The following is a 21,373-nucleotide window of genomic DNA, read 5'->3' as shown; positions in this document are numbered from 1 at the left end:
GAAGTAATGAAGTCCATTGTGAATTCTGATACAGCCTTTCTTATTTAAAACAGTGTCATTCTAATCTTCGAGGTCGTAACCCATTTCAATGCCCTTTTTAGTGGCTGGAACACCTTCTTTCATCCATATTGGCATGGGATGGCCTTTTAAATAATGATCAAAAAACTGCGCCATTCGGATCTGGAAATCATGCTTGTCACGCACTTTTAATGGCCAGTGATCGGCTTCATTGTAATTAAGTAACCAGCTTGGTTTTCCCATTCTGCGCAAGGCAATAAAAAACTCGATTCCCTGATACCATGGCACGGCTCCGTCGTCGTCGTTGTGCATGATAAGGATCGGAGTTTCAATTTTATCGGCAGTGAATAAGGGCGAATTTTCGAGGTAGCGTAGTGGTGCTTCCCAAATCGATTTTCCAATCCGGCTTTGTGTGTGCTCGTACTGGAAGGAGCGGTTGAGTCCTGATCCCCAGCGAATACCACCATAGGCACTGAACATATTAACAACCGGAGCTCCCGATTCAATAGCGGCGAACATGTTGGTTCGTGTGGCTAGGTAAGCCACTTGATAGCCTCCCCAACTATGTCCTTGCGCACCAATCCGTTCGGGATCAATAAATCCCATTTCAACCACTTTGTTTACACCGGGCATAACACAGTTAAATGCCGATTCGCCCGGATAACCTTCTTTGTAATACACATCGGGATTGAAAATGACATAACCATTGCTGGTGTAGTAGTGGTAATCAATGGTTGAGCGATTGTTCTCCGGCATGCGATAGTTTAGCAATCCCTGCGAACTCTTTTCATAAAAATTGACGATAAGCGGGTATTTCTTGTCGGGATCAAAGTTTTCGGGTTTGTGTAAAGTTCCTTCCAGTTCCAGCCCGTCTAACGAGCGCCAGCTCACCAGTTCCGCAGTTCCCCATATAAATTCAACTTGCTGTGGAGCCGCATCAGAGATCTGTTTTTGATTTTTGAAACTCAGGTCGCTGGCCAGCAGGTTGGGATAGGTTTCGAAATTTTCCTCAGTGAATACAACTAACCCGGCTTCTTTTGCTTTTTTAGGTGTTCCCAGCTTCATGTTTTCGGCCAGTAAAACTTTCTGAGTGCCGGGTTTTTCCGGATCGAAAGTGAAATAAGAGTCTGCACGTGTTACTTCGTTGTGGGCTTTTAAAATCAGCTCTTCGTCGGGATCGATTCCTTCATTTGGTTCAGGATTAAAACGAACCAGCCGGTAATTCACTTTCGATGCTCTTCCGTTTTTGGTAATATTCTCCGGTTTAATGGAATTTGTTGGATCCACTTTCCAGATATCAAAACGGTCGTACACCAAAAGCGCTTCATCATTTTCCATCCATCCGGCTGTCCGGTAAGAGCCGGGTGGATTGGGAATATCGTTTAATTCGTTGGCTACCTGGACCGTTTCAGAAGTTGTAATGCAATATTCTTTTCCGTTGGCAATGTCGTAGGTAATCCAGGTGGTATCCATGGCGTCGTACCAGTAAACAAATTTTCCTTCGGGCGAAACCATCGGGCGTGCGCGGCAATCCTCTTTAAACTTTTCTGCCTCGCCGGTATTAATATCTATGAGGTAGAAATCGAGATGACGGGGACTTCCTTCCCACATCGATTGAACGGCATAAGGGCGGTTGGACCAGGCCAGCAGTTGATCGGCATCGCCATCTTTAATGGGACGAATACCTGTAAAAAATTCGGTCTCTAACTGTACGGTGTGCTTTTCATCAAGATGAACCACGGCCAGGTAAGTCTTTTTTTCATCGCCCGATTTGTTATTAAGCTGAACAGTGTGGAGTTCTTCCTCGTTCCAGTGCCAGATATCCAGTACCGGAATTTCTTCTTCCAAAATGGTGGTATCTTTTGGCGCTTTTGCCGGAGCTGTCCCAAAAAACAGTCGCTTGTTATTTTCAGAGAACGAAAGACGACCGTTTTCGCTGATGATCCAATTCCCGGGAATTGCTGCATCCGAATTATCAAGGATGATCTGGGCCGTTTCGCCAGCGGATAGGTAAAGCGAATATTCTGCTTCTTCAGAACCAGTAGTATCTGCTAAAAAAGCTAGTTTTTCTCCGGTTTTATTCAATGTTAGCTGTTCGAACTTTCCCTTGCCATCCAGCACTTTTTGTTGCTCATTTTTAATGAGGTCGACTACATAGACACCCGCATCAAATGTACTATCGCCTTCCGAAATATAGGCCAGCACTTCTTTTTCTTCGGCCAGTTCGTAATTGCTTACGGCTGGAATTTCGGTAAGCTCGCCATTTTCAAGATTTCTGATAAACAAAGGAGCATACTTTTTACCGTTCTTGTCATCCCCATTTTGAGGTATCGTTTGATAAGCTATCCAGCCACTCCATTTTTCAGGAACCTTCCTCGATTTTAAACTGTCAATCTTTTCTAACTTTCCTGTTTTAAGCTCATAAATCGCAAGTTTATCTTTGGGCAGATCTTCTTTCTTGGTCTTTTTTAGTTTTAACATTCGAATGTTATCCTCGGGAGACTTCAGCGTAAAAATCACAAATTTTGAATCGGCGGTAATTTTCGCATTGGTGGCACAGTCTATTGCTTCTACTTCGTCATCATCCGGAGTTGTAATTTTTAAAACCGGGTCACCTTTCCATGGTTCTTCCTTGTAAACGATATAATTGCCATCGTTTGAAAGATGGGTTTCAGTGATTCGGTTCCATTTCAGGATGTCGTCAAAAGTTAACGGACGTTTCACGGATTGTGCAAATACAACGCTGCCGACGTGCAGTAATAAGGCGAGTGCAGTAATTTTTTTCATAGTAAGAATAAATGTTGAAAAGACGTATTTTTAAGTGATATGAATTATCGGATTTTATAAATCACATTTCGTTCTTCGAGGTATTTTAGGATGTAAGCCAGATTACCGGCTCCGGCGCCGACTATTTCGGGAGCATGAACGCCAAATTCATCAAATCCGCCATCGACCATAAGGTTGGCAACAGCAGTGCACGTATAACCGGTTGTTCGTGCCATCGAAATAATTTTGTTTTCTCGATCGAAACGGTCGAACAAATTATAGGTATAGGTTTTCTCTTCGCCATTTTCGATGCCGGTAATTTTAATGCGCATGATTGTAAAATCTTCTTCGCCTTCCTTGAGTTTCCATTTCGGGAATAACAATTTTGCTGTTATATCGATAGGGCGAATTTTTGTGCCGTTTACGTCCATTTCTTCGTAAGAAAAGAATCCCGACTCACGGAGTACTTTAAGGTATTCAACGCAACCCGGATAGCGTAAAGTTTTTTCAATCATGTCGGGAACATTTTTCATGGTTTGCATCAACGAACGCAACCCGTCCGAGTTCCACGATTCGAGTGTACCCACTTCATCGAAGTGCACCAATTCCGTATCTGAAAGGGCTTCGCGCGTGACCATTTCATAATTTTGGATAAAGCGCGCCGGGCGAATGTATTCTTCAATGACATCGATGGGAGAAAATACGGCTTTGTATTCGTAGGGCCACTCGCGTTTTAAGGGTAAACCACCCACCAGGCATTCGTACGATTTTACCTGCATCAATTTATTATGGTGTCCCAGAATTATGTTTCCCATACCGGGAGCCACGCCACAATCGGCAACAACACTCACTTTGTGTTTTTGTGCCAACCCGTTTAACTGAAGAAAATCTTCGGGCATAAAAGAAATGTCGACCATATTTTTTCCGGATTCAATAACTGCCTTCATGGTTTGGTAACCCATAAATCCGGGCACTGCTCCAACTACCAGGTCGAAATCTGCAACCAGAGCTTTTAATTTTTGTGGATCATCAAGGTTCGCTGTTACGGTTCTGATATTCGGATATCGGCCGAACGTTTCAAATGCCCCGGGATTACTGTCAATACTGGTTACGTCGTGCAATTTTGAAAGGTCCCTGGCGATTGCACTTCCAACAAGACCGGCTCCCAATACTACAATTCTTTTTTTCATAGCTTGTAATAAGTATAAAATTGGTGTTGTGTAAATTCAGTAATGCCAAAAATTTCAAGGTCAGGTAGAATCGGTTTCGAACCTTGAAACTAATAAAAGAAAATAAAAAATGAGAAATATGCTCAGTTTTTCGATAAGAGCCGGGACTCGATTGTCTATTTCCACGAGAATCTTTAAAAAGATTGAATGGATCATCAACTTTTTTTACTAAAAACTATAATTAACGCAACGCTTTTTCCCTGTTAAATTCTAATTATCTTTGTGCTTCACTCAAATTAAAATATGTCGGATAAACCATTAATATTAGTAACGAACGATGATGGCATTCATGCCAGGGGATTGCGCGAATTAGTTGAAGTGATGCAGCTTTTTGGGGATGTAATTGTAATTTCTTCCGAAATTTCAATGTCGGGGAAAGCCTGCGGAATCACGGTCGATCATCCTTTGCGCGCAACACCGGTGGAGAAAATACATGGGGTGCCAACTTACAAATGCAACGGTACGCCTGTTGACAGTGTAAAACTAAGTTTCAATAATTTGCTTGAAAAGGCTCCGGACTATGTGGTTTCGGGGATAAATCACGGATCGAATGCTTCGGTGAGTGTGATCTACAGCGGAACGATGGGAGCGGCTATTGAAGGAAGTTTACATGGAGTACCTTCCATCGGATTTTCGCTGGATGACTACAGCCCCGATGCTGATTTCTCGAAAGCAAAAATGGTGGTTGCAAAAGTTTTTCAGAGTGTAATTGAAAATGGAATTCCCGAGTTCAGTTGTCTGAATGTGAATATTCCGAAAGGGAAACCCAAAGGAATAAAAATTTGCAGGCAGGCTCACGGTAAATGGGTGGAGGAGTTCGAGAAACGAACAGATCCTCATGGTCGCGAATACCACTGGTTAGCAGGATATTTCAAAAATTTTGAAGAAGAAGCCACTGAAACAGATTTGTATGCACTTCAAAACAATTTTGCTTCAGTCGTACCCGTTTCTGTTGATATGACTTGCTACAATACGCTCGACGAACTAAAAAAGTGGGAACTTTAATATGCAACGAAGTCGCGGGAATAAACTTGATAAATTAGGAATTGGTATGTTGGCCGGTTTGGTATTGCCACTGTTTATTTTTGTTATTGTGTACCTCGTTAACGACAGTTCGGTAGCATTTTCCGATTACCTGGAAAGTCTCTGGAAAATTCGTGTTTTGTTGAAAGTGGGAAGCCTTTGTATTTTTGCTAATCTGGCTATATTTTGGGGCTTTCTTCATTTACAATACGAGAAAGCTGCCCGCGGTGTTCTCGCAGCAACGCTGCTATACGCATTTGTAGTGTTAATTTCAAGGGCCTTTTAATATGCGCTACTACATTATTGCAGGTGAAGCGTCGGGCGATTTGCACGGATCAAATCTGATGAAGGAATTAGCCGCTGCAGACAAATCTGCTGAGTTTCGCTTTTTTGGCGGTGATCTTATGCAGGCCGTTGGCGGCCAACTGGTGAAACACTACCGCGAAATGGCATTCATGGGATTCTTGAATGTCATCCTGAATTTGCGTACCATCGGCAAAAACCTGGAGCTTTGTAAAAAAGACATCCTGCAATTTCAGCCCGATGTGCTTATTCTTATCGATTACCCTGGGTTTAACCTGCGAATTGCCGAATTTGTGAAGCAGCATCACCTAAAAGTTTTCTACTACATTTCGCCAAAACTCTGGGCCTGGAAAGAGTTCCGTGTAAAAAAGATCCGGGAATATGTTGATGAGATGTTCACCATTTTTCCTTTTGAAACCGGATTTTACAAAAAACATAACATCGATGTTCATTATGTGGGAAATCCTTTGATGGATTCACTCAAAAGTTTTAAGGAAAATGCGTTGAGCGAAAAAAAATTTCGTGCCAGTAATCAACTCGACGAAAGACCGGTTGTAGCCTTACTGGCCGGAAGCCGGGTACAGGAAATCAAGCGCACGCTGCCATTAATGATTCGAATCGCAACTACTTTCCCCGATTTTCAGTTTGTGGTTGCCGGCGTAAAAAGTGTTGGTGGCGATCTATATAAGAATATTCTCAAGGATTCCGGCGTGCGGTTGATTTACGACCAAACTTACGATATGCTGAATAATGCACATGCTGCCTTGGTAGCTTCCGGTACTGCTGCGCTCGAAACCGCTTTGTTTCGGGTCCCGCAAACTGTAATTTACAAGGTGGAAGGCGGCTGGTTGACAGATTTCGTGTTTCGAAATTTTATTTTTAAAATGGCCGGAGTTTCCTTGCCAAATATCATTATGGACCGGGAAATAGTAAAGGAATACGTGCAAAAGAAAATGACTTTTGCCAATGTAAAAAGCGAAATGCAAAAGCTCCTTTTTTCTGATGAATATCGGACCCGAATTTTAGCTGATTACGAGCAATTGGCTGAATTGATGGGTGAACCGGGGTGTTCGAAACGCGCTGCACAAAAAATGACAGAACTGTTAACTTTAAATGCTGAAAAATAAATTCTGACTTAAGGTGTATAGTTTATTTAAAAAAGAAATAAAAACTTTTCTTGGATCACTGATCGGCTACCTGGCTGTTTTTGTGTTCCTGCTTGTTAGTGGATTGTTTTTGTGGGTGTTTCCCGGAACCTATAACATTCCCAACAGCGGCTATGCCACGCTCGAACCGCTTTTCCTATTGGCACCGTGGTTGTATCTTTTTTTAGTGCCTGCTATTACCATGCGCTTTTTTGCCGACGAAAAAAGAAGCGGCACCATCGAAATTTTATTGACCCGCCCGCTATCCGATTTTAAATTGGTCCTGGCCAAGTTTCTGGCCGGTATGGTATTGGTTCTTTTCTCGCTTATACCAACTCTTCTGTATTTTTTATCGGTTTACTACCTCGGGAATCCGGTGGGCAGTATTGATGTTGGAGCAACCTGGGGCTCGTTTTTTGGTCTGTTTTTCCTGGCTGCCATTTATGTAGCTATTGGTGTTTTTGCTTCGTCGATTAACGATAATCAGATCGTGAGTTTTATACTGGCTATGGCGGTTTCATTTGTTTTCTATCTGGGTTTTGAGTTTATCGCATCTTCCGAAATTCCCTATTTGTTAGAACAAATTTTACTTTGGTTTAGCATAAACGAGCATTATTTGTCGGCTTCAAGAGGTGTGATTGATTTGCAGGATACAGTGTATTTCCTCGGAATGGCATTTCTTTTTCTGTACGCTACCACATTGGTGTTGCGCAAAGGAAAATTAAAATCATGGAAGCATCGCAAACGCGCTGTAATTATTGGTTTGGCCGCACTGATCGTGTTTTTTGGCTCAACTAATTTTTTATATCGCATCGATCTTACCGTCGATAAACGCTATTCGCTGGCTCCGGTGAGTAAGCAAATTGCAGCCGAAATTCCCGAACCGGTTTCCATCGAATTTTTTCTGGAAGGAGAATTGGAGCCGGGATTAAAAAAATTGCAGCGCGAAGTTCTTGAAAAAATAGCGGTTTTAAATTCGTATGCCGACCAACCTATACGCCTGAAGATTACCGATCCGTACCGAATTGGGAACAAAGAACAGCGTGAAGCACTGATCGATGAGTTGTACGAAAAAGGAATACAACCAACCAGCTTTCGACATAAAACCGACCAGGGCGTGACTTCGAAACTGATCTTTCCCGGAGCGTTGATTCGAATGGGAGGGAAAGAAGTTGCCGTAAACTTTTTGAAAAATAACCTTGATTTTTCCGGCCTATACAATATCAATCATTCTGTTGAAAGTGTGGAATTTGAATTGGTGAATGCATTTCAGAAACTTCAACGTACCAAACAATCGACTGTTGCTTTTCTCGAAGGTCATGGCGAATTCGACATGTACAGGGTGATGGATTTCGCTAACTCGCTTTCGGGCGATTTCGATGTGAAACGAATTTCAACACAAACACTGGGCGAATATGCCGATAATTTTGATATTCTGATTGTGGCCGGGCCCGATGAGCGCTTTGAAGAGGACGATAAATTCATTATCGATCAGTACATTATGAATGGCGGAAAAGTAGTTTGGTTGATCGACCCTGTGCAAATCAATACCGACAGCCTGTCGCGCGGATTCCGTACATTTGCCTTTCCGCACGATATCAACCTGGGCGACCAGCTGTTTAAATATGGCGTTCGCTTAAATTACGAGTTGTTGCAAGACGTGGTTTGTGCCCAAATTGTCGTGAACACAGCACCTCTTGGTGCTCAACCGCAATTTACCCCGCATCCGTGGTATTACTCGCCGCTTTTGGTCCCAAACGATAATCATCCGCTAAGCCGGAACCTCAATAAAGTGTATACCGAATATGTTTCTTCTGTTGATACCGTATCGGACAATGAGCAATTGGGAAAAACGGTGATCTTATCTACATCTCCTTATGCCCGCCGGGTGAAATCGCCTTCATCAGTGAGTCTCCAAAATATCAATAATCCACCAGCACGCGAGTTGTTTAACGAATCTTTTATTCCGGTAGGTGTTTTAGTTGAAGGCACGTTCAATTCGCTTTACCAAAACAGGATGGTCGAACAATTTGGTTTTTCATCGTCGGCTGTGCTCAACGAAAGTAAGCCAACAAAAATGGTGGTAATTGCCGATGCCGGCATGATCGCCAACAAGGTGAATTACTCGGGACAATCGCCGCAAATACAGCAGTTGGGCTACGACCGGGTGGCGAACCGTGTTTGGGGGAATAAGGAATTTTTGATGAACACCATTTTTTACCTGAACGACGACAGGGGAGTGATGCAACTGCGCAACCGGACTTTAAAATTACGCCTGCTCGACGAGGTGCTTTTGCGCGAAGAAAAAGCCTTTTGGCAGTGGCTGAACGTATTGGTGCCCATTTTGTTTTTGGCGATTTTTGGAGTACTGTATAACTTCATTCGAAAACGACGTTACGTGCGTTCATAAATTCAGGGTAAATTCAATAAATTCGTGATAGGTAATATCATTAAAGTTTGTATATTCGTGTTGAAGGATTAGAGCTTTTTACAAGCCAGCGCGGTAGATATAAATCAAAAAAACAACAATTAAAACAGAAACAAGTCTGTAAATGAAATTCACTTTTTGAGCTTAATTTAGCACTTTACTGAATTTTATTTTCTGCTTAATTCAAATAAAAAAATAGCAAATGAAGTTTGTAGTTTCCAGCACCGAATTACTAAGTCATCTTTCGGCAATCAGCAAGGTTATCAGCAGTAAAAGCACCATGCCGATCCTTGATAATTTCTTGTTTCAGCTTAGCGAAACAGAATTAACGATAACTGCATCCGACCTCGAATCAACACTGATCACAAGTCTTGAGTTGGATAATATTGAAGGCGAAGGTGCGGTTGCGGTTCCGGCGAAATTAATAACCGATACCTTGAAGGAATTTCCCGAGCAGCCACTTACTTTCCAGATTGATGCCGAATCCTTCCAGGTTGAGATTTTCTCCGACAATGGTAAGTTCAGTATCATGGGACAGGATGCGGAAGACTTCCCGGAGCAACCGGAATTGGATGAGGAAGCCGCTTCGTCGATTGAAGTGAGCCACATGGCTCTGTTAAAAGGAATCGAAAAAACTTTGTTTGCAACCGCCGACGATGAACTGCGTCCGGTAATGAACGGTATTTACGTTGAATTATCCCCCGATTATATGAGCTTTGTGGCATCGGATGCACACAAACTGGTGCGCTACAGAAGAATGGATGCAAAGGCTGAATTTGAATCGTCGTTCATCCTTCCTAAAAAACCGGCAAGTCTGCTAAAAGGTTTGTTGCCAAAAGAGGAATTCGATGTGAAAATGGAATTCGACGAAAAAAATGCATTCTTTACGCTTAGTAATTATAAACTTATTTGCCGGCTGGTTGAAGGAAATTACCCAAGTTACAATTCGGTTATCCCAACCAATAATCCGAATAAAATGATTATCGACCGTTTGAACTTCTTCAATACGGTGAAGCGGGTTTCAGTCTTCTCAAATCAGGCCAGTAACCTTATAAAATTGAACATCAACGAAGGTCAGCTTGTGGTTTCTGCACAGGACATTGATTTTTCAATTTCAGCGGTAGAAAAACTCAGTTGCGAGTACGAAGGGGATGAAATTGAAATCGGATTCAAATCCACCTTCCTGCAGGAGATTCTTACCAACATTTCAACGGGCGATGTTCAGGTTGAACTGAGCGATCCCACGCGAGCCGGATTGTTACTGCCGGCCGAAACCGATGATGAAGATGAAGACATGTTGATGTTGCTAATGCCGATGATGATCAATGCATAATCACAATTAAGAAACAGAGAGAAGGTATCCGGAAATCAGCAGGTTTTAGGGTACCTTTTTTAATTCATACCAGCTCATGCAGTTACAATTAAAAAATCCGATCGTTTTTCTCGATCTCGAAACTACGGGAATTAACATTGTTACCGACCGTATCGTAGAAATTGCCCTCATTAAAGTGAATGTGGATGGCACAGAGGAAGAAAAGCTTTACAGGCTGAATCCTGAAATGCCCATTCCTGAAGAAGCTTCTTTAATTCACGGGATCTACGATGAAGACATTAAAGACGCGCCTACTTTTAAAGAAGTAGCAAAAATACTGGCACAATTTCTCGAGGGCTGCGACCTGGGAGGTTTTAATTCCAATCGTTTTGATATTCCTTTACTGGCCGAGGAATTTTTAAGGGCCGAAGCGGATATCGATTTGAAAAAGCGAAAATTTATAGATGTGCAGGCTATTTTCCACAAAATGGAGAAACGCACTTTGGCGGCTGCGTACAAATTTTATTGTGGCCAGGAACTTACCGATGCGCACAGTGCCATGGCCGATACAAAAGCCACCTATGAAGTTTTGAAATCGCAGCTCGATGTTTATAAAGATGTTGAATACGAGGATAATAAAGGCGTGAAATCAACTCCAATAGTCAACGATGTGGATCAGCTGAGTGAGTTCTCATCGTATGATCGAAACATTGATTTTGTTGGCCGCATTGTGTACAACGATGATGGTGTGCCGGTTTTTAATTTTGGAAAGAACAAAGGAGTGCCGGTTGAACAGGTTTTGGAAGAACAACCGGGGTATTTTGGATGGATACTAAACAGCGAATTTCCATTGTACACTAAAAAGGTGCTTACACAGTTAAAATTAAAAATGATGAGCAAGTAAAGCCTGAGGCTTGAAGCTCGCAGCCAAAAGCTTAGATCATGAAAATTATTTGCATTGGCCGAAATTATGTGGAACATGCCAAAGAACTTGGTAATGATCTGCCTGAAGAACCGATCTTTTTTATGAAACCCGATTCAGCGCTGCTGCGTAATAACGATCCGTTTTATATTCCTGAATGGACAAAAGATCTGCATCATGAAATTGAGCTGGTGATCAAGATTAACCGCATCGGTAAAAATATTGAAAAGCGTTTCGCCCATCGTTATTACGATGAAATTGGGCTGGGAATCGATTTTACGGCACGCGATGTCCAACAGCAACTCAGGGAAAAAGGATTACCGTGGGAAAAATCAAAAGCATTCGACAGTTCAGCTGTGATAAGCAGCAACTTTTTATCGAAAAACATTTTTCCCGACGATGAATCCATTCAGTTTAAATTAGATATAAATGGAAAAGCTGCGCAACAAGGCGATTCCGGTTTGATGATTTTTGGTTTCGATGAGATTATCTCGCACGTTTCGAAATACATTACCCTGAAAATTGGCGACCTGATTTATACCGGAACGCCGGCTGGAGTTGGCCCGGTACAAATTGGCGATCACCTGGAAGGATACCTCGAGAACAAGAAATTACTTGATTTTGAGGTAAAGTAATAAGAACGTGATTGCTTGCGATTTTTAGAGGTTTATTGTTTTTTAGGTTTGAATCTCTATCAATCTCCATCAATCACAACAAATCACTAAAAAATGAGAGATCATCACTTCGAAATAGAACTCCAGGTACGCGATTACGAATGCGATTTGCAGGGCATAGTTAACAACTCGGTGTATCAGAATTACCTTGAGCATTGCCGGCATAAATTTTTGCATCACGTTGGGCTCGATTTTGCGCAATTACATGATGAAGGAATCGATGCGGTAGTGATCAGGGCAGAACTGGATTACAAGTTTCCGCTTCGTCCGGCCGATGATTTCCTGGTACGCTTAAAAATGGCTAAGCAAGGTCGGTTACGTATTATTTTCAATCAGCAGGTTGTTCGGAAAAGCGACGAAAAATTGATGGTAGCTGCAAAGATTACATCGGTACTCACTCGTAACCGAAGACCCATTTCGCCGGATATACTGGAGGATAAATTCAGAGAAGCAGGGATTGAAATAGAGACAATTTAGAACGTGATGATATTCTGGTCGAATCACGATGTTTAGGCTTATCAAAAGGTTAAGACCGCTTCAATACTATTTGATTAGCATAGTTTTTCCTCTATTCTAAATTCTTCAACTTTAGCCCCTGCCGATTTTAATGCAGCTTTAAATCCTTCGTTCATCATTCGTCCGGCGCGCATCGGGAAATCAAGCAGGGCAGGGTAACTCGATTTATCTTCCGGGTGGTTGTAAAACCTGAGACAGCTATCTACATTCGTTGAAAGGTATATTCGGCAGGCCATCGGCCGGACTGTGTAAGTTGTACAAGTTCCGTCCTTCAATAATGGGCATGGCGATTTTGAATTCAGCAGCGCATCATCTTTCAGGTTTTTCAGTTTGTCGTTTTTTGCTGCCGCCCGCTTGCTGATAGCATCTTGTTCCTGTCCTGAAAAATTGTTTAGAATATAAGCTTTCAGATAATCCAGTTCGTATTCGAGTGCGAATATCGGTTGGTGACAACACCACGAGCACCCCTTTTTACAGTGAATGGGCTGACCTTGCTGGCGGGCAAGATCTAACAAGGAATCATTCAGATTATCAATAGCAGCATACATTTCCTGAAGTGCGTCGAATGTGCCTTCTGCGGTAATTCCACTTTTGGTAGCTTTCATCCCCAACTGGTATCCGTCGTGGTAGAAGGCTTTAACAATGTTTTCCATATTCACCGAAAGGATTGAAATTAAGGTCTTACCAATTTAAGGAATACAAAAAGATTGACAACGCAAAATTGTGGAAAACCGGATCAGAAATTCATTTTCTCGGCTTTTAAGCGAATAAAATAATCCTTGGCCGCCCGCTTTACATGTGGCGAAAGCAGTACTGCGGTAATTACTGTTGGGAAAGCCATCAGCGCAAATGAAATATCGATGAGACCAATTATTACTCTTAAGTTTGAAACCGCACCGATGAGAATAACAGCCACAAAAATATAGTTGTAGATGTGCTGGTACTTTACTCCGGCAACAAAACCCAGGCATTTTACGCCATAATACGGAAAGGCAAACATGGTTGACATGGAAAAGAAAATCGCACAAATGGAGAGGATGTATTTTCCGACAAAAGGGATGGCCGAATCAAAAGCATGAGCAGTGAGTGTAATTCCGTCAGCACTACTTTCAACCCAGGTATTCGTAACAATTATAGCCAGTGCGGTCATGGTACAAACGATTATGGTATCAATTATCGGCCCGAGCATAGCAACCAATCCTTCGCGAATGGGCTCGTTGGTTTTGGCGGCGCCATGTGCCATTGGCGCGGTTCCTAGTCCGGCTTCGTTTGAAAAAGCAGCACGCCGCACACCTGTAATTATTATGGCTCCGAGTGATCCTCCCAGGACTGCATTTCCTGTAAAGGCATCTTCGAAAATGGTTCTAAATGCAGGAATTATTGCGGAAGGATGTGAAAATATAACGTAGAGTACGGTTACTGTATAAACCACAACCATTGTAGGCACGAGTCTTCCGGTAACTTTTCCAATTCGTTTAATACCACCAATAACAACCAGCCCGACAACTATGGCGATTACAATTCCGGTAACAAGATCGGAAGTGAAGGAATCACCAATGTTGTTTGGAACCAAAACTACATCGCGTATCATCTGGGTGAGTTGATTGGCCTGGAAAAGTGGTGATACACCTATCATGGCCATTATCGAGAAAAATACGGCTACGGGGCGCCAGTTTTTTCCAAGTCCTTCGGTGATGTAATACATGGGACCACCCTGAATTTCACCCGCAGAATCTTTTCCCCGAAACATAACGGCCAGCGAACAGGTAAAAAACTTGGTGCTAATGCCAAGCAGTGCCGAAATCCACATCCAGAAAATTGCTCCGGGGCCGCCCATAGTTATGGCCACGGCAACACCACTTATATTTCCCATTCCAACGGTACCGGCAAGAGCGGTAGAGAGTGCCTGGTAGTGGCGCAATTGACCGGCCTCATTCGGATCGTCGTATTTTCCTGTAAGAATCTTTAGGGCGTGACCTATGTAACGCAAAGGTGCCAAACGCGAATAAACCAGGAAATAGAAACCGCCGCCAAGCAAGAGAATGAGGATGGGGGCACCCCAAATTCCATCGGAGACCGTAATGATGAGTTCGCCAATCTTTTCAAACATCGCACTAAGAAAGAAGAAATGCCGCAGAATTGCAATTTTATTTCAACTGCAATTTAACAAATACGGGTAAATGATCGGAAGGAGATCGGTTTTCTTTGGTGTCGCTGATTGCGGCGTATTTCAGCACTTTTACTTTATCATTGACAAAAATATAATCGATGCGGTTTTGACCTTCCGATCCGGGCTTAAATCCATTGTAGGTTCCAACGGGTCCGTAGGGTGCTTCCTCCGAAATCTCGCGACTATCGGATAAATACTTTTTGATCATCGCAATCGGTTCAGTTTCAGGACTGAGGTTAAAGTCACCGGTCAGGATAACCGGCATTCCCGAATGAGCCGTAAATTCATTGATCTTATCGTGAATAAGCTTTGCCGAATTTTTACGGGCTTCCACTCCCATATGATCGAAATGGGTATTGAAGACAAAGAATTGTTTGCCCGTAACTTTCGATTGAAATTTACCCCAGGTTGTTATGCGATTGCAGGCGGCGTCCCAGCCTAAACCCGGTTTTTCGCAATTCTCCGATAACCAAAAATGCCCGCTTTCAATTAGGATAAATTTTTTTGTGTTATAAAAGATTGGGATAAATTCGCCGGCTTTGTCTCCATCATCACGACCTACGCCAAACCATTTGTAATCGGGTAGTCCTTTTTGTATATCCTGAATTTGGCCGTAAAGCGCTTCTTGTAAACCAAAAATTCCCGGTTCGTAAAAATTCAACAATCCATTTACCATTTCAATTCTGTTCGGCCATGCGTTAATGCCGTCGTTAGATGTGTTGTAGCGGATATTAAACGACATCACATCGATCTGCTGAGCAAACAAGCCAATGGGCAGGATAACCATGATAAAAAGAATCAGTTTTTTCATTCTGTACAGAAGTTATATTGAGCGTACTTACCGGTGTTTTGTTCTCCTTCGATGATGGTTCGCCGATCGTCACCTTCGTTTTTAATCACGTAGTTAAAACAGAATTCAACAATCACATCGCGGTACTCTTTAATGGGCGTACTGGCTATTTCGTGCCCTGCACCACACGTGGTGTGCAGCCAGTAGGGTACATTCAATTTTTCCAGTTTTTCTGCAATGGGGTACGAACCATTCAACACAAGGTAGCCCGGACTGCCTTTTTCACAATAATGATGAGGAGCCGTGCCATAAGGAACGAGGTCGTCGTCGGTGCCATGAAAGAGCAAGGATGGAACGGCTGATTCGTCATAAATTACGGTAGTATCAGGAATGGCACCTGCCATGCTGATAACACCCGCATACGATACCGGACCTGAATCGAGTCCGTAACAATAAGGCGGTTGATAGGCAGTATTTAAAACCGTCTCGGCCCCTGCACTGCTGCCCGCCAGTATGATCTTTTGCGGATCGATCCCAAACTGATGCCTGTTTTCTATCAAAAAGAAAGTGGCATCCTGAACGTCTTCAACCGCCGCATTAAACGTGTTTATTTTATCGGTAGCCGGGCAGTTGCATCCAAAACCTGTAGGTTCGCCTTTACGTGTAAGTCGATATGAAATCGATGCAACAACGTATCCGTAATTGGCCATCCGATTACAAAATTCTTTGATATCTTCCAGGTCACGGGCTCCGCCACTAAAACCTCCCCCATGAACATAAATCAGTGTTGCGCGTTCGGTTTCGGCATCCGCCTGTGGAAGATAAATATCCAAATCAAGATTCTCGCCATCCTTTGTGGTATATGTGTAGGTTTCTACCCGAATCTCATCAAACCAGTCGCTCTGGTATCTTTCTTGGGCCACAAGTGACAAGGATAGCAGGAAAAACAAACCGAATGTTATGTATGTGCGGACCATAAATTTTTTTTGTGAATATAGCAGATAAGCTCAACGTGTGCAAAAGAAAAATGGAACCCGTGTGAGTTCCATTTCAAGGTTTCCCAATTTTTTACCTTTTTATCTTCCTGATTTCATTTCACCTATGCCAAAAGTCGGACCAAAAAAAGTGTATCGCTGATTTTCAGTGAAATAAAAAAACAGGGAATGTTCCTTGATGTTCTTATTTGGGAAAGTAGTCCACGATTGGGACTAAAAAAGCATATCCTGTTTGGGTGAGTTTTGTTGTTCATGAAGCAGTAACCAACGTTTCCGCTCCAGTCCTCCGGCATATCCGGTAAGTTTACCGTTTGAGCCGATAATCCGGTGGCAGGGGATGATAATCGGAATTGGATTTTTACCATTGGCGAGCCCAACTGCCCGTGTGCTTTTTTCTGAACCCGATTGCACTGAGATATCATGATAAGTGGCTGTTTTGCCATAAGAAACATTGGTAACCAGCTTCCAGATTTTTTGTTGAAAATCAGTGCCTTCTGGAGATAGTTTCAGATCGAATTCTTTTCGGATTCCCTCAAAATATTCTTCCAGTTGTCGCCTGCTTTTTTTGAGAATGGGAGGTAATTCGGAGCTTCCATCTCCTTCCATTTCTTCAAAGGAAACAGACAGGAGGGAGTTTGAGTTACCGGTCAGTTTCAGCCAGCCAACAGGAGAAGAAAGGTATGTGAAGAATGTATTTTCCATAAAAAATCCGGCACCACTAAGATACCGGATTTTTATAGAATTTATGCGGCTAATTAATACCGTTCGCGTTTGGTATATTTTGTATGCAATAAATGATGCGATACTTCACCCAGCGGTTCTTTCAGGAAGTCTTTGTACAATTTTTGTACTTCCGGGTTTTCGTGAGACTTTCTGATGGGGAGACCTTCATCTTCCGCATAAATGGCTTCGGCACGTTTTTGCCTGATTTCAGGATTGGTCGGTATCGGTTGCCCGCCGCCTCCCAAACAGCCACCTGGGCAGGCCATAAATTCAATAAAATGGTAATCGGCCGTGCCTGCTTTAACGGCATCCATAACGGTTTTTGCATTTATTAAACCATGGGCTACGGCGCATTTTAACTCTACACCATCAAGGAATGCCCAGTCTTTGACGGGATTCTCAATTTTTATGGAGGCTTCACGAATTCCGTCCATGCCCCGAACCGGTGTGATGTTCAGGTTTTCGAACGGCACTTCGCGGCCTGTTACGATTTCGTAGGCGGTACGTAAGGCCGCCTCCATGACGCCTCCGGTAGCACCAAAAATCACTGCAGCTCCGCTCGATTCACCCATTAATCGATCGTATTTCACCGGATCGAGTTTGTTGAAATCGAGTCCGGCTTGTTTGATCAGGATTGCCAGTTCGCGGGTGGTAAGTACATAATCGACATCGCGATAGCCACTGTCGTACATTTCAGGACGAAAGGCTTCAAACTTTTTCGCTGTGCAAGGCATAATCGATACCGAAACAATTTTATCCGGATCAAGATTTCTTGCTTTGGCATAATATGTTTTTACCAGCGCTCCAAACATTTGCTGAGGCGATTTGCAGGTCGACAAATGAGCGAGGTGTTCGGGATACATGTGTTCGATGTATTTGATCCAACCCGGTGAGCACGAAGTAGCCATAGGAAGACTTACATCTTTTGCTTTATCAATAAGTGCTCTTTTTAGTCGTGTGAGCAACTCGGTACCTTCCTCCATGATGGTGAGGTCGGCAGTAAAATCAGTATCGAGCACAGAATCGAAGCCAAGTCGTTTTAAGGCCGCAACCATTTTTCCGGTAACACGGGTGCCTGGTTGCTGTCCAAGTTCTTCACCCAATCCTACGCGAACAGCGGGAGCAGTTTGAACGACAACATGTTTTTCCGGATCAGCCAAAGCTTCCCAAACTTCTTCAATGTAATTCTTCTCAACCAGGGCGCCGGTGGGGCAGTGGTTTACACATTGTCCGCAATTGGTACACACTACATCGCGCATGGCTTTTTCAAAGAAAGTGGTGATTTTCATTTGGTCGCCTTTGTGTGCAACTGTTAGTGCATTTACTCCCTGAAGTTCGGCACAAGTTCTAACGCAGCGTTGGCAGCGGATGCATTTACTGTCGTCTTTCATAATCGATGGAGAATACATATCGATGGAATACTTTTTCAGCGGAACCAGTTCGAGGAAATCCTGGGTCATGATCTTGTATTCCGAAGAGAGTGTTTGCAGTTCACAATTTCCGTTTTTGTAACATTTTGTGCAATCGGCATTATGCTCCGAAAGCAATAACTCGATAATCTGTTTTCTTGAATTCCGTACTTTGAGGCTGTTGGTGAGAATCTCCATGCCGTCGTCGCATGGGGTGGCACAGGCTGCCGACAGACGGCGTTGTCCGGCTACTTCGACCACACAAACACGGCAATTACCGGCCACACAAAGGTCTTTATGAAAACAAAGTGTAGGAATTTTTATTCCCTCGGATTCGGCGGCTTCAAGAATGGTTTTGCCCTTTTCTATTTCGACAGGCATTCCATTTATGGTGATATTTATTTTTTTGCTCATTGTTCTGAATTTTCGGGTTCATTAATAAATCATTTCTTCCCTGAAGTTCTCGACAATTGACGAAAATGAGTTGGCTACCGATTGACCAAGGCCGCATTTGGCAGTTAGTTGCATGGTCTCGGTCAGGCGCATCAATTTATCGAGATAACTGGCCGGCTTATCACCACGTTTAACGGCTTTTATTCCCAGCAAAAGTTGCTGGCAGCCAACCCGGCAAGGAGTACACTGTCCGCAAGATTCTTCACGGAAAAATTCAAGGTAATTATCAAGCACATTGTACATGGAGCGCGAACTGTTAAAGAGCATCATAGAACCACCGGTTGGAAGTGAAATTCCGGTTAGTTTTCCTTTAAAACCAATGGCGGCATCTTTAAACTTTTTGCGCGGAACCAAAAATCCGGAAGCTCCTCCAACCTGGACGGCTTTGGTGTCGCCATCGCCAAATTCGTACACAAAATCCTGAAGACTCATTCCTAGTTCGAGTTCGTAAATTCCCGGTTTTGGTGTATCGCCCGATACCGAGAATAATTTAGTACCACGGGAATATTGTACGCCGAGATCGTAGAATTTTTTAGCGCCGTATTTAAAGATAGTAAAACTGTGAACAAGGGTTTCTACATTATTAATAACCGTTGGTTTTCCCAGGTAACCGGCCTGCGTTGGGAAAGGAGGCTTGTTCCTTGGTTCGCCGCGTTTTCCTTCCATCGATTCCATTAATGCGGTTTCTTCGCCGCAAATGTAGGCGCCGCTTCCCATAAATATTTCAATCCTGAATTCGAGCTTTATCTCATTGCAGTAGTAATGAAACTCGTCGATGGTTTTTTGTAACTCAGGTTGTAAAAACTTGTATTCGCCACGCAGGTAAATGTAGCCTTTGGCAGCTCCGGTAATGTACCCACAAATGGCCATTGCAGTTAGCACTTTGTAGGGCACTCTCGAAAGGATCTCGCGATCTTTAAAAGTACCGGGTTCGCCCTCATCAGCGTTACAAATCACATATTTATTTTCGGCAGTTGCTTCGGCTGTTAGTTTCCATTTTAATCCGGTAGGAAAACCGGCACCGCCTCTGCCCTTTAGTTCCGAACTGATCAATTCGTTGATGAGGTCCTGCGGTTTCTTTTTTATGGTTGATGAAAGCACTTTTTCCCAGTCGTTTTCATTTCTGAAAATAAAATCGACACGCTTTAATTGGTGTGAATTTGACATGCTGTCTGTTTTAATGATTGTTATTGTCTTTTTTCATGTAATGCGATAATATTTCCCGCACCTTTTCAGGTGTTAATTCGGTGTAAACATCATCGTTTATCAGCATGGCAGGTGCTTTATGACACCAGCCCAGACAGTTGGTCTCAAGCAATGTAAAACGTTTGTCGGGAGTTGTTTCACCTTCCTTGATTTTAAGCATTTCCTTAATGGCAAACAAAATCTGATTTTTACCTTTCATCGAGCACGTAATGGTTTTACACACCCTGATGATGTACTTCCCGGTCTGCTTTGTTTCCAGGAAAGAATAAAAAGAGGCCGTTCCATAAACGTCGGCAGCGGGAAGATCAACTTCTTTTGCAATTTCGATCATCGATCTTTCCGAGATGTAGTTTTCCTTTTCCACTACTCCCTGAATGATCGTCAAAAGACTCTCCCGTTGTCGGCCGTGTTTGTCGGCCAAATCTTTGATTAAAGTTTGAATTGGATCCATGAGAGAAAAAGATTATAAAATGGTTAATAGTTGTTATTGTTAAATATAACGGTCTTGTCAGACCGTTTTATCGGTTGATTAGCTGCATCTTTTTTTGGCTATTTTTATTCAATCGGTTACAGCAAAAATACATACATCGATCTTGAAAAAACAGATTAAATGTTTGTTAACATCATGTTATTCAGCATGAAAGGAGTTGATTTTTATGGGTATGTAATTCTTTCGGCTCAATTTACTAATATTTGTCATGTGAACTTATGTTATGCAAAATGTTTTTACCGCCAACACCGGGTTATCTAATCTAAATAAGTAATGTAAAATTGAAGATTATTTAATCTTTTTTATGAACTAACGCAACCTTTTATAGGTTTTTTATGTCTATATTTATGTAGCCAGAAAACGTTATTCAATTTAGTCATGAAAATAATTTTACTCACGAACACTTTTTTTCTACTGAGTTTCCTCCCGGGCATGACTTGGGGACAGTTTATCACCATCTCAGGTTATGTTAATGATAGCAGCAACGGCAAGGCGCTGGAGAACGTTAGCATTTTTGAATCGAACAGTGGTATTGGTACCATATCGAATCACAATGGATTTTACCGGCTGGTATTAAGCGATAGTTTGGTGAATCTGCAGATTGCCAATAAAGGCTTTAAGGAAATGTCGTGGGAAATGGAACTGGCTTCAGATACGACTTTTGTGGTTAAACTCGAACGCACTGCACTAAAAGGTAAGAATCAGAAAAAGCAAGATGCTGATGTTGCGGACCTACGCGCAGGTATTGAGCAAAGTGAAAAGAAGACTGCATCACGCAGATCGGATTTTAAGTAAATTTTC

General features: G+C 42.7%; 19 protein-coding genes. 9 read left to right on the top strand and 10 right to left on the bottom strand.

What is annotated here, in order from left to right:
* Window positions 1–60 precede the first annotated feature (60 nt).
* Together WFY05_RS18190 and WFY05_RS18185 are read right to left on the bottom strand one after the other, a co-directional pair.
* Window positions 61–2,805 carry an alpha/beta hydrolase family protein gene (locus WFY05_RS18190; RefSeq protein WP_340114344.1) on the bottom strand — a complete coding sequence of 915 codons (2,745 nt, stop codon included), beginning with the start codon at window positions 2,803–2,805 and terminating at the stop codon, window positions 61–63.
* Window positions 2,806–2,849: 44 nt separating this feature from the next.
* Complete coding sequence (locus WFY05_RS18185) at window positions 2,850–3,974, bottom strand: saccharopine dehydrogenase family protein (protein ID WP_340114343.1); 1,125 nt, start codon at window positions 3,972–3,974, stop codon at window positions 2,850–2,852.
* 282 nt (window positions 3,975–4,256) lie between these two features.
* Between WFY05_RS18185 and surE the strand changes: the two genes are divergently transcribed.
* The 8 genes from surE (at window position 4,257) to WFY05_RS18145 (ending at window position 12,297) form a co-directional block, all read left to right on the top strand.
* Window positions 4,257–5,018: a 5'/3'-nucleotidase SurE gene (gene surE, locus WFY05_RS18180; protein WP_340114342.1), complete on the top strand. Its 762-nt coding sequence runs from the start codon at window positions 4,257–4,259 to the stop codon at window positions 5,016–5,018.
* A 1-nt stretch (window position 5,019) separates the two neighbouring features.
* Complete coding sequence (locus WFY05_RS18175; RefSeq protein ID WP_340114341.1) at window positions 5,020–5,322, top strand: hypothetical protein; 303 nt, start codon at window positions 5,020–5,022, stop codon at window positions 5,320–5,322.
* A 1-nt stretch (window position 5,323) separates the two neighbouring features.
* Complete coding sequence (gene lpxB, locus WFY05_RS18170) at window positions 5,324–6,466, top strand: lipid-A-disaccharide synthase (RefSeq protein WP_340114340.1); 1,143 nt, start codon at window positions 5,324–5,326, stop codon at window positions 6,464–6,466.
* A gap of 13 nt (window positions 6,467–6,479) precedes the next feature.
* Window positions 6,480–8,894, top strand: a complete 2,415-nt coding sequence (gene gldG / locus WFY05_RS18165) for a gliding motility-associated ABC transporter substrate-binding protein GldG (protein WP_340114339.1) — start codon at window positions 6,480–6,482, stop codon at window positions 8,892–8,894.
* Window positions 8,895–9,114: 220 nt separating this feature from the next.
* On the top strand, window positions 9,115–10,245 hold the full coding sequence (gene dnaN, locus WFY05_RS18160; protein ID WP_340114338.1) for a DNA polymerase III subunit beta: 1,131 nt from the start codon (window positions 9,115–9,117) through the stop codon (window positions 10,243–10,245).
* A 76-nt stretch (window positions 10,246–10,321) separates the two neighbouring features.
* Window positions 10,322–11,128 (top strand): exonuclease domain-containing protein, encoded by an 807-nt coding sequence (locus WFY05_RS18155; RefSeq protein WP_340114337.1) that lies wholly within the window; start codon window positions 10,322–10,324, stop codon window positions 11,126–11,128.
* A gap of 38 nt (window positions 11,129–11,166) precedes the next feature.
* Window positions 11,167–11,781 (top strand): fumarylacetoacetate hydrolase family protein, encoded by a 615-nt coding sequence (locus WFY05_RS18150; protein WP_340114336.1) that lies wholly within the window; start codon window positions 11,167–11,169, stop codon window positions 11,779–11,781.
* 93 nt (window positions 11,782–11,874) lie between these two features.
* Entirely contained in the window at window positions 11,875–12,297 is a 423-nt protein-coding gene (locus WFY05_RS18145) for an acyl-CoA thioesterase (protein WP_340114335.1), read from the top strand.
* A 74-nt stretch (window positions 12,298–12,371) separates the two neighbouring features.
* Here WFY05_RS18145 and WFY05_RS18140 read toward each other — a convergent pair whose 3' ends face one another.
* From WFY05_RS18140 to nuoE, 8 genes are all read right to left on the bottom strand, one after another.
* Window positions 12,372–12,989: a YkgJ family cysteine cluster protein gene (locus WFY05_RS18140; protein WP_340114334.1), complete on the bottom strand. Its 618-nt coding sequence runs from the start codon at window positions 12,987–12,989 to the stop codon at window positions 12,372–12,374.
* Between the two features lie 83 nt (window positions 12,990–13,072).
* Window positions 13,073–14,446, bottom strand: coding sequence for an alanine/glycine:cation symporter family protein (locus WFY05_RS18135; protein WP_340114333.1), 1,374 nt, complete (start codon window positions 14,444–14,446; stop codon window positions 13,073–13,075).
* A gap of 37 nt (window positions 14,447–14,483) precedes the next feature.
* Complete coding sequence (locus WFY05_RS18130; protein WP_340114332.1) at window positions 14,484–15,317, bottom strand: endonuclease/exonuclease/phosphatase family protein; 834 nt, start codon at window positions 15,315–15,317, stop codon at window positions 14,484–14,486.
* On the bottom strand, window positions 15,314–16,219 hold the full coding sequence (locus WFY05_RS18125) for an alpha/beta hydrolase (protein ID WP_340114331.1): 906 nt from the start codon (window positions 16,217–16,219) through the stop codon (window positions 15,314–15,316). The genes WFY05_RS18130 and WFY05_RS18125 overlap by 4 nt, the downstream gene beginning before the upstream one ends.
* 285 nt (window positions 16,220–16,504) lie before the next feature.
* The gene (locus WFY05_RS18120; RefSeq protein ID WP_340114330.1) at window positions 16,505–16,993 is read right to left on the bottom strand and encodes a methylated-DNA--[protein]-cysteine S-methyltransferase; all 489 of its coding nucleotides are present in this window, start codon (window positions 16,991–16,993) and stop codon (window positions 16,505–16,507) included.
* Between the two features lie 53 nt (window positions 16,994–17,046).
* On the bottom strand, window positions 17,047–18,837 hold the full coding sequence (locus WFY05_RS18115; RefSeq protein ID WP_340114329.1) for an NADH-dependent [FeFe] hydrogenase, group A6: 1,791 nt from the start codon (window positions 18,835–18,837) through the stop codon (window positions 17,047–17,049).
* 21 nt (window positions 18,838–18,858) lie between these two features.
* Complete coding sequence (locus WFY05_RS18110; RefSeq protein ID WP_340114328.1) at window positions 18,859–20,043, bottom strand: NADH-ubiquinone oxidoreductase-F iron-sulfur binding region domain-containing protein; 1,185 nt, start codon at window positions 20,041–20,043, stop codon at window positions 18,859–18,861.
* 10 nt (window positions 20,044–20,053) lie between these two features.
* Entirely contained in the window at window positions 20,054–20,533 is a 480-nt protein-coding gene (gene nuoE, locus WFY05_RS18105) for an NADH-quinone oxidoreductase subunit NuoE (RefSeq protein WP_340114327.1), read from the bottom strand.
* Window positions 20,534–20,950: 417 nt separating this feature from the next.
* Here nuoE and WFY05_RS18100 point away from each other — a divergent pair, with 417 nt between their 5' ends.
* On the top strand, window positions 20,951–21,367 hold the full coding sequence (locus tag WFY05_RS18100) for a carboxypeptidase-like regulatory domain-containing protein (protein ID WP_340114326.1): 417 nt from the start codon (window positions 20,951–20,953) through the stop codon (window positions 21,365–21,367).
* Window positions 21,368–21,373: the final 6 nt, after the last annotated feature.

This window comes from Maribellus mangrovi (assembly GCF_037646455.1).
GTDB lineage: Bacteria > Bacteroidota > Bacteroidia > Bacteroidales > Prolixibacteraceae > Draconibacterium > Draconibacterium mangrovi_A.
Note: the sequence above shows the minus strand (reverse complement) of the source record. Positions and strands in the feature narration are given on the sequence as shown.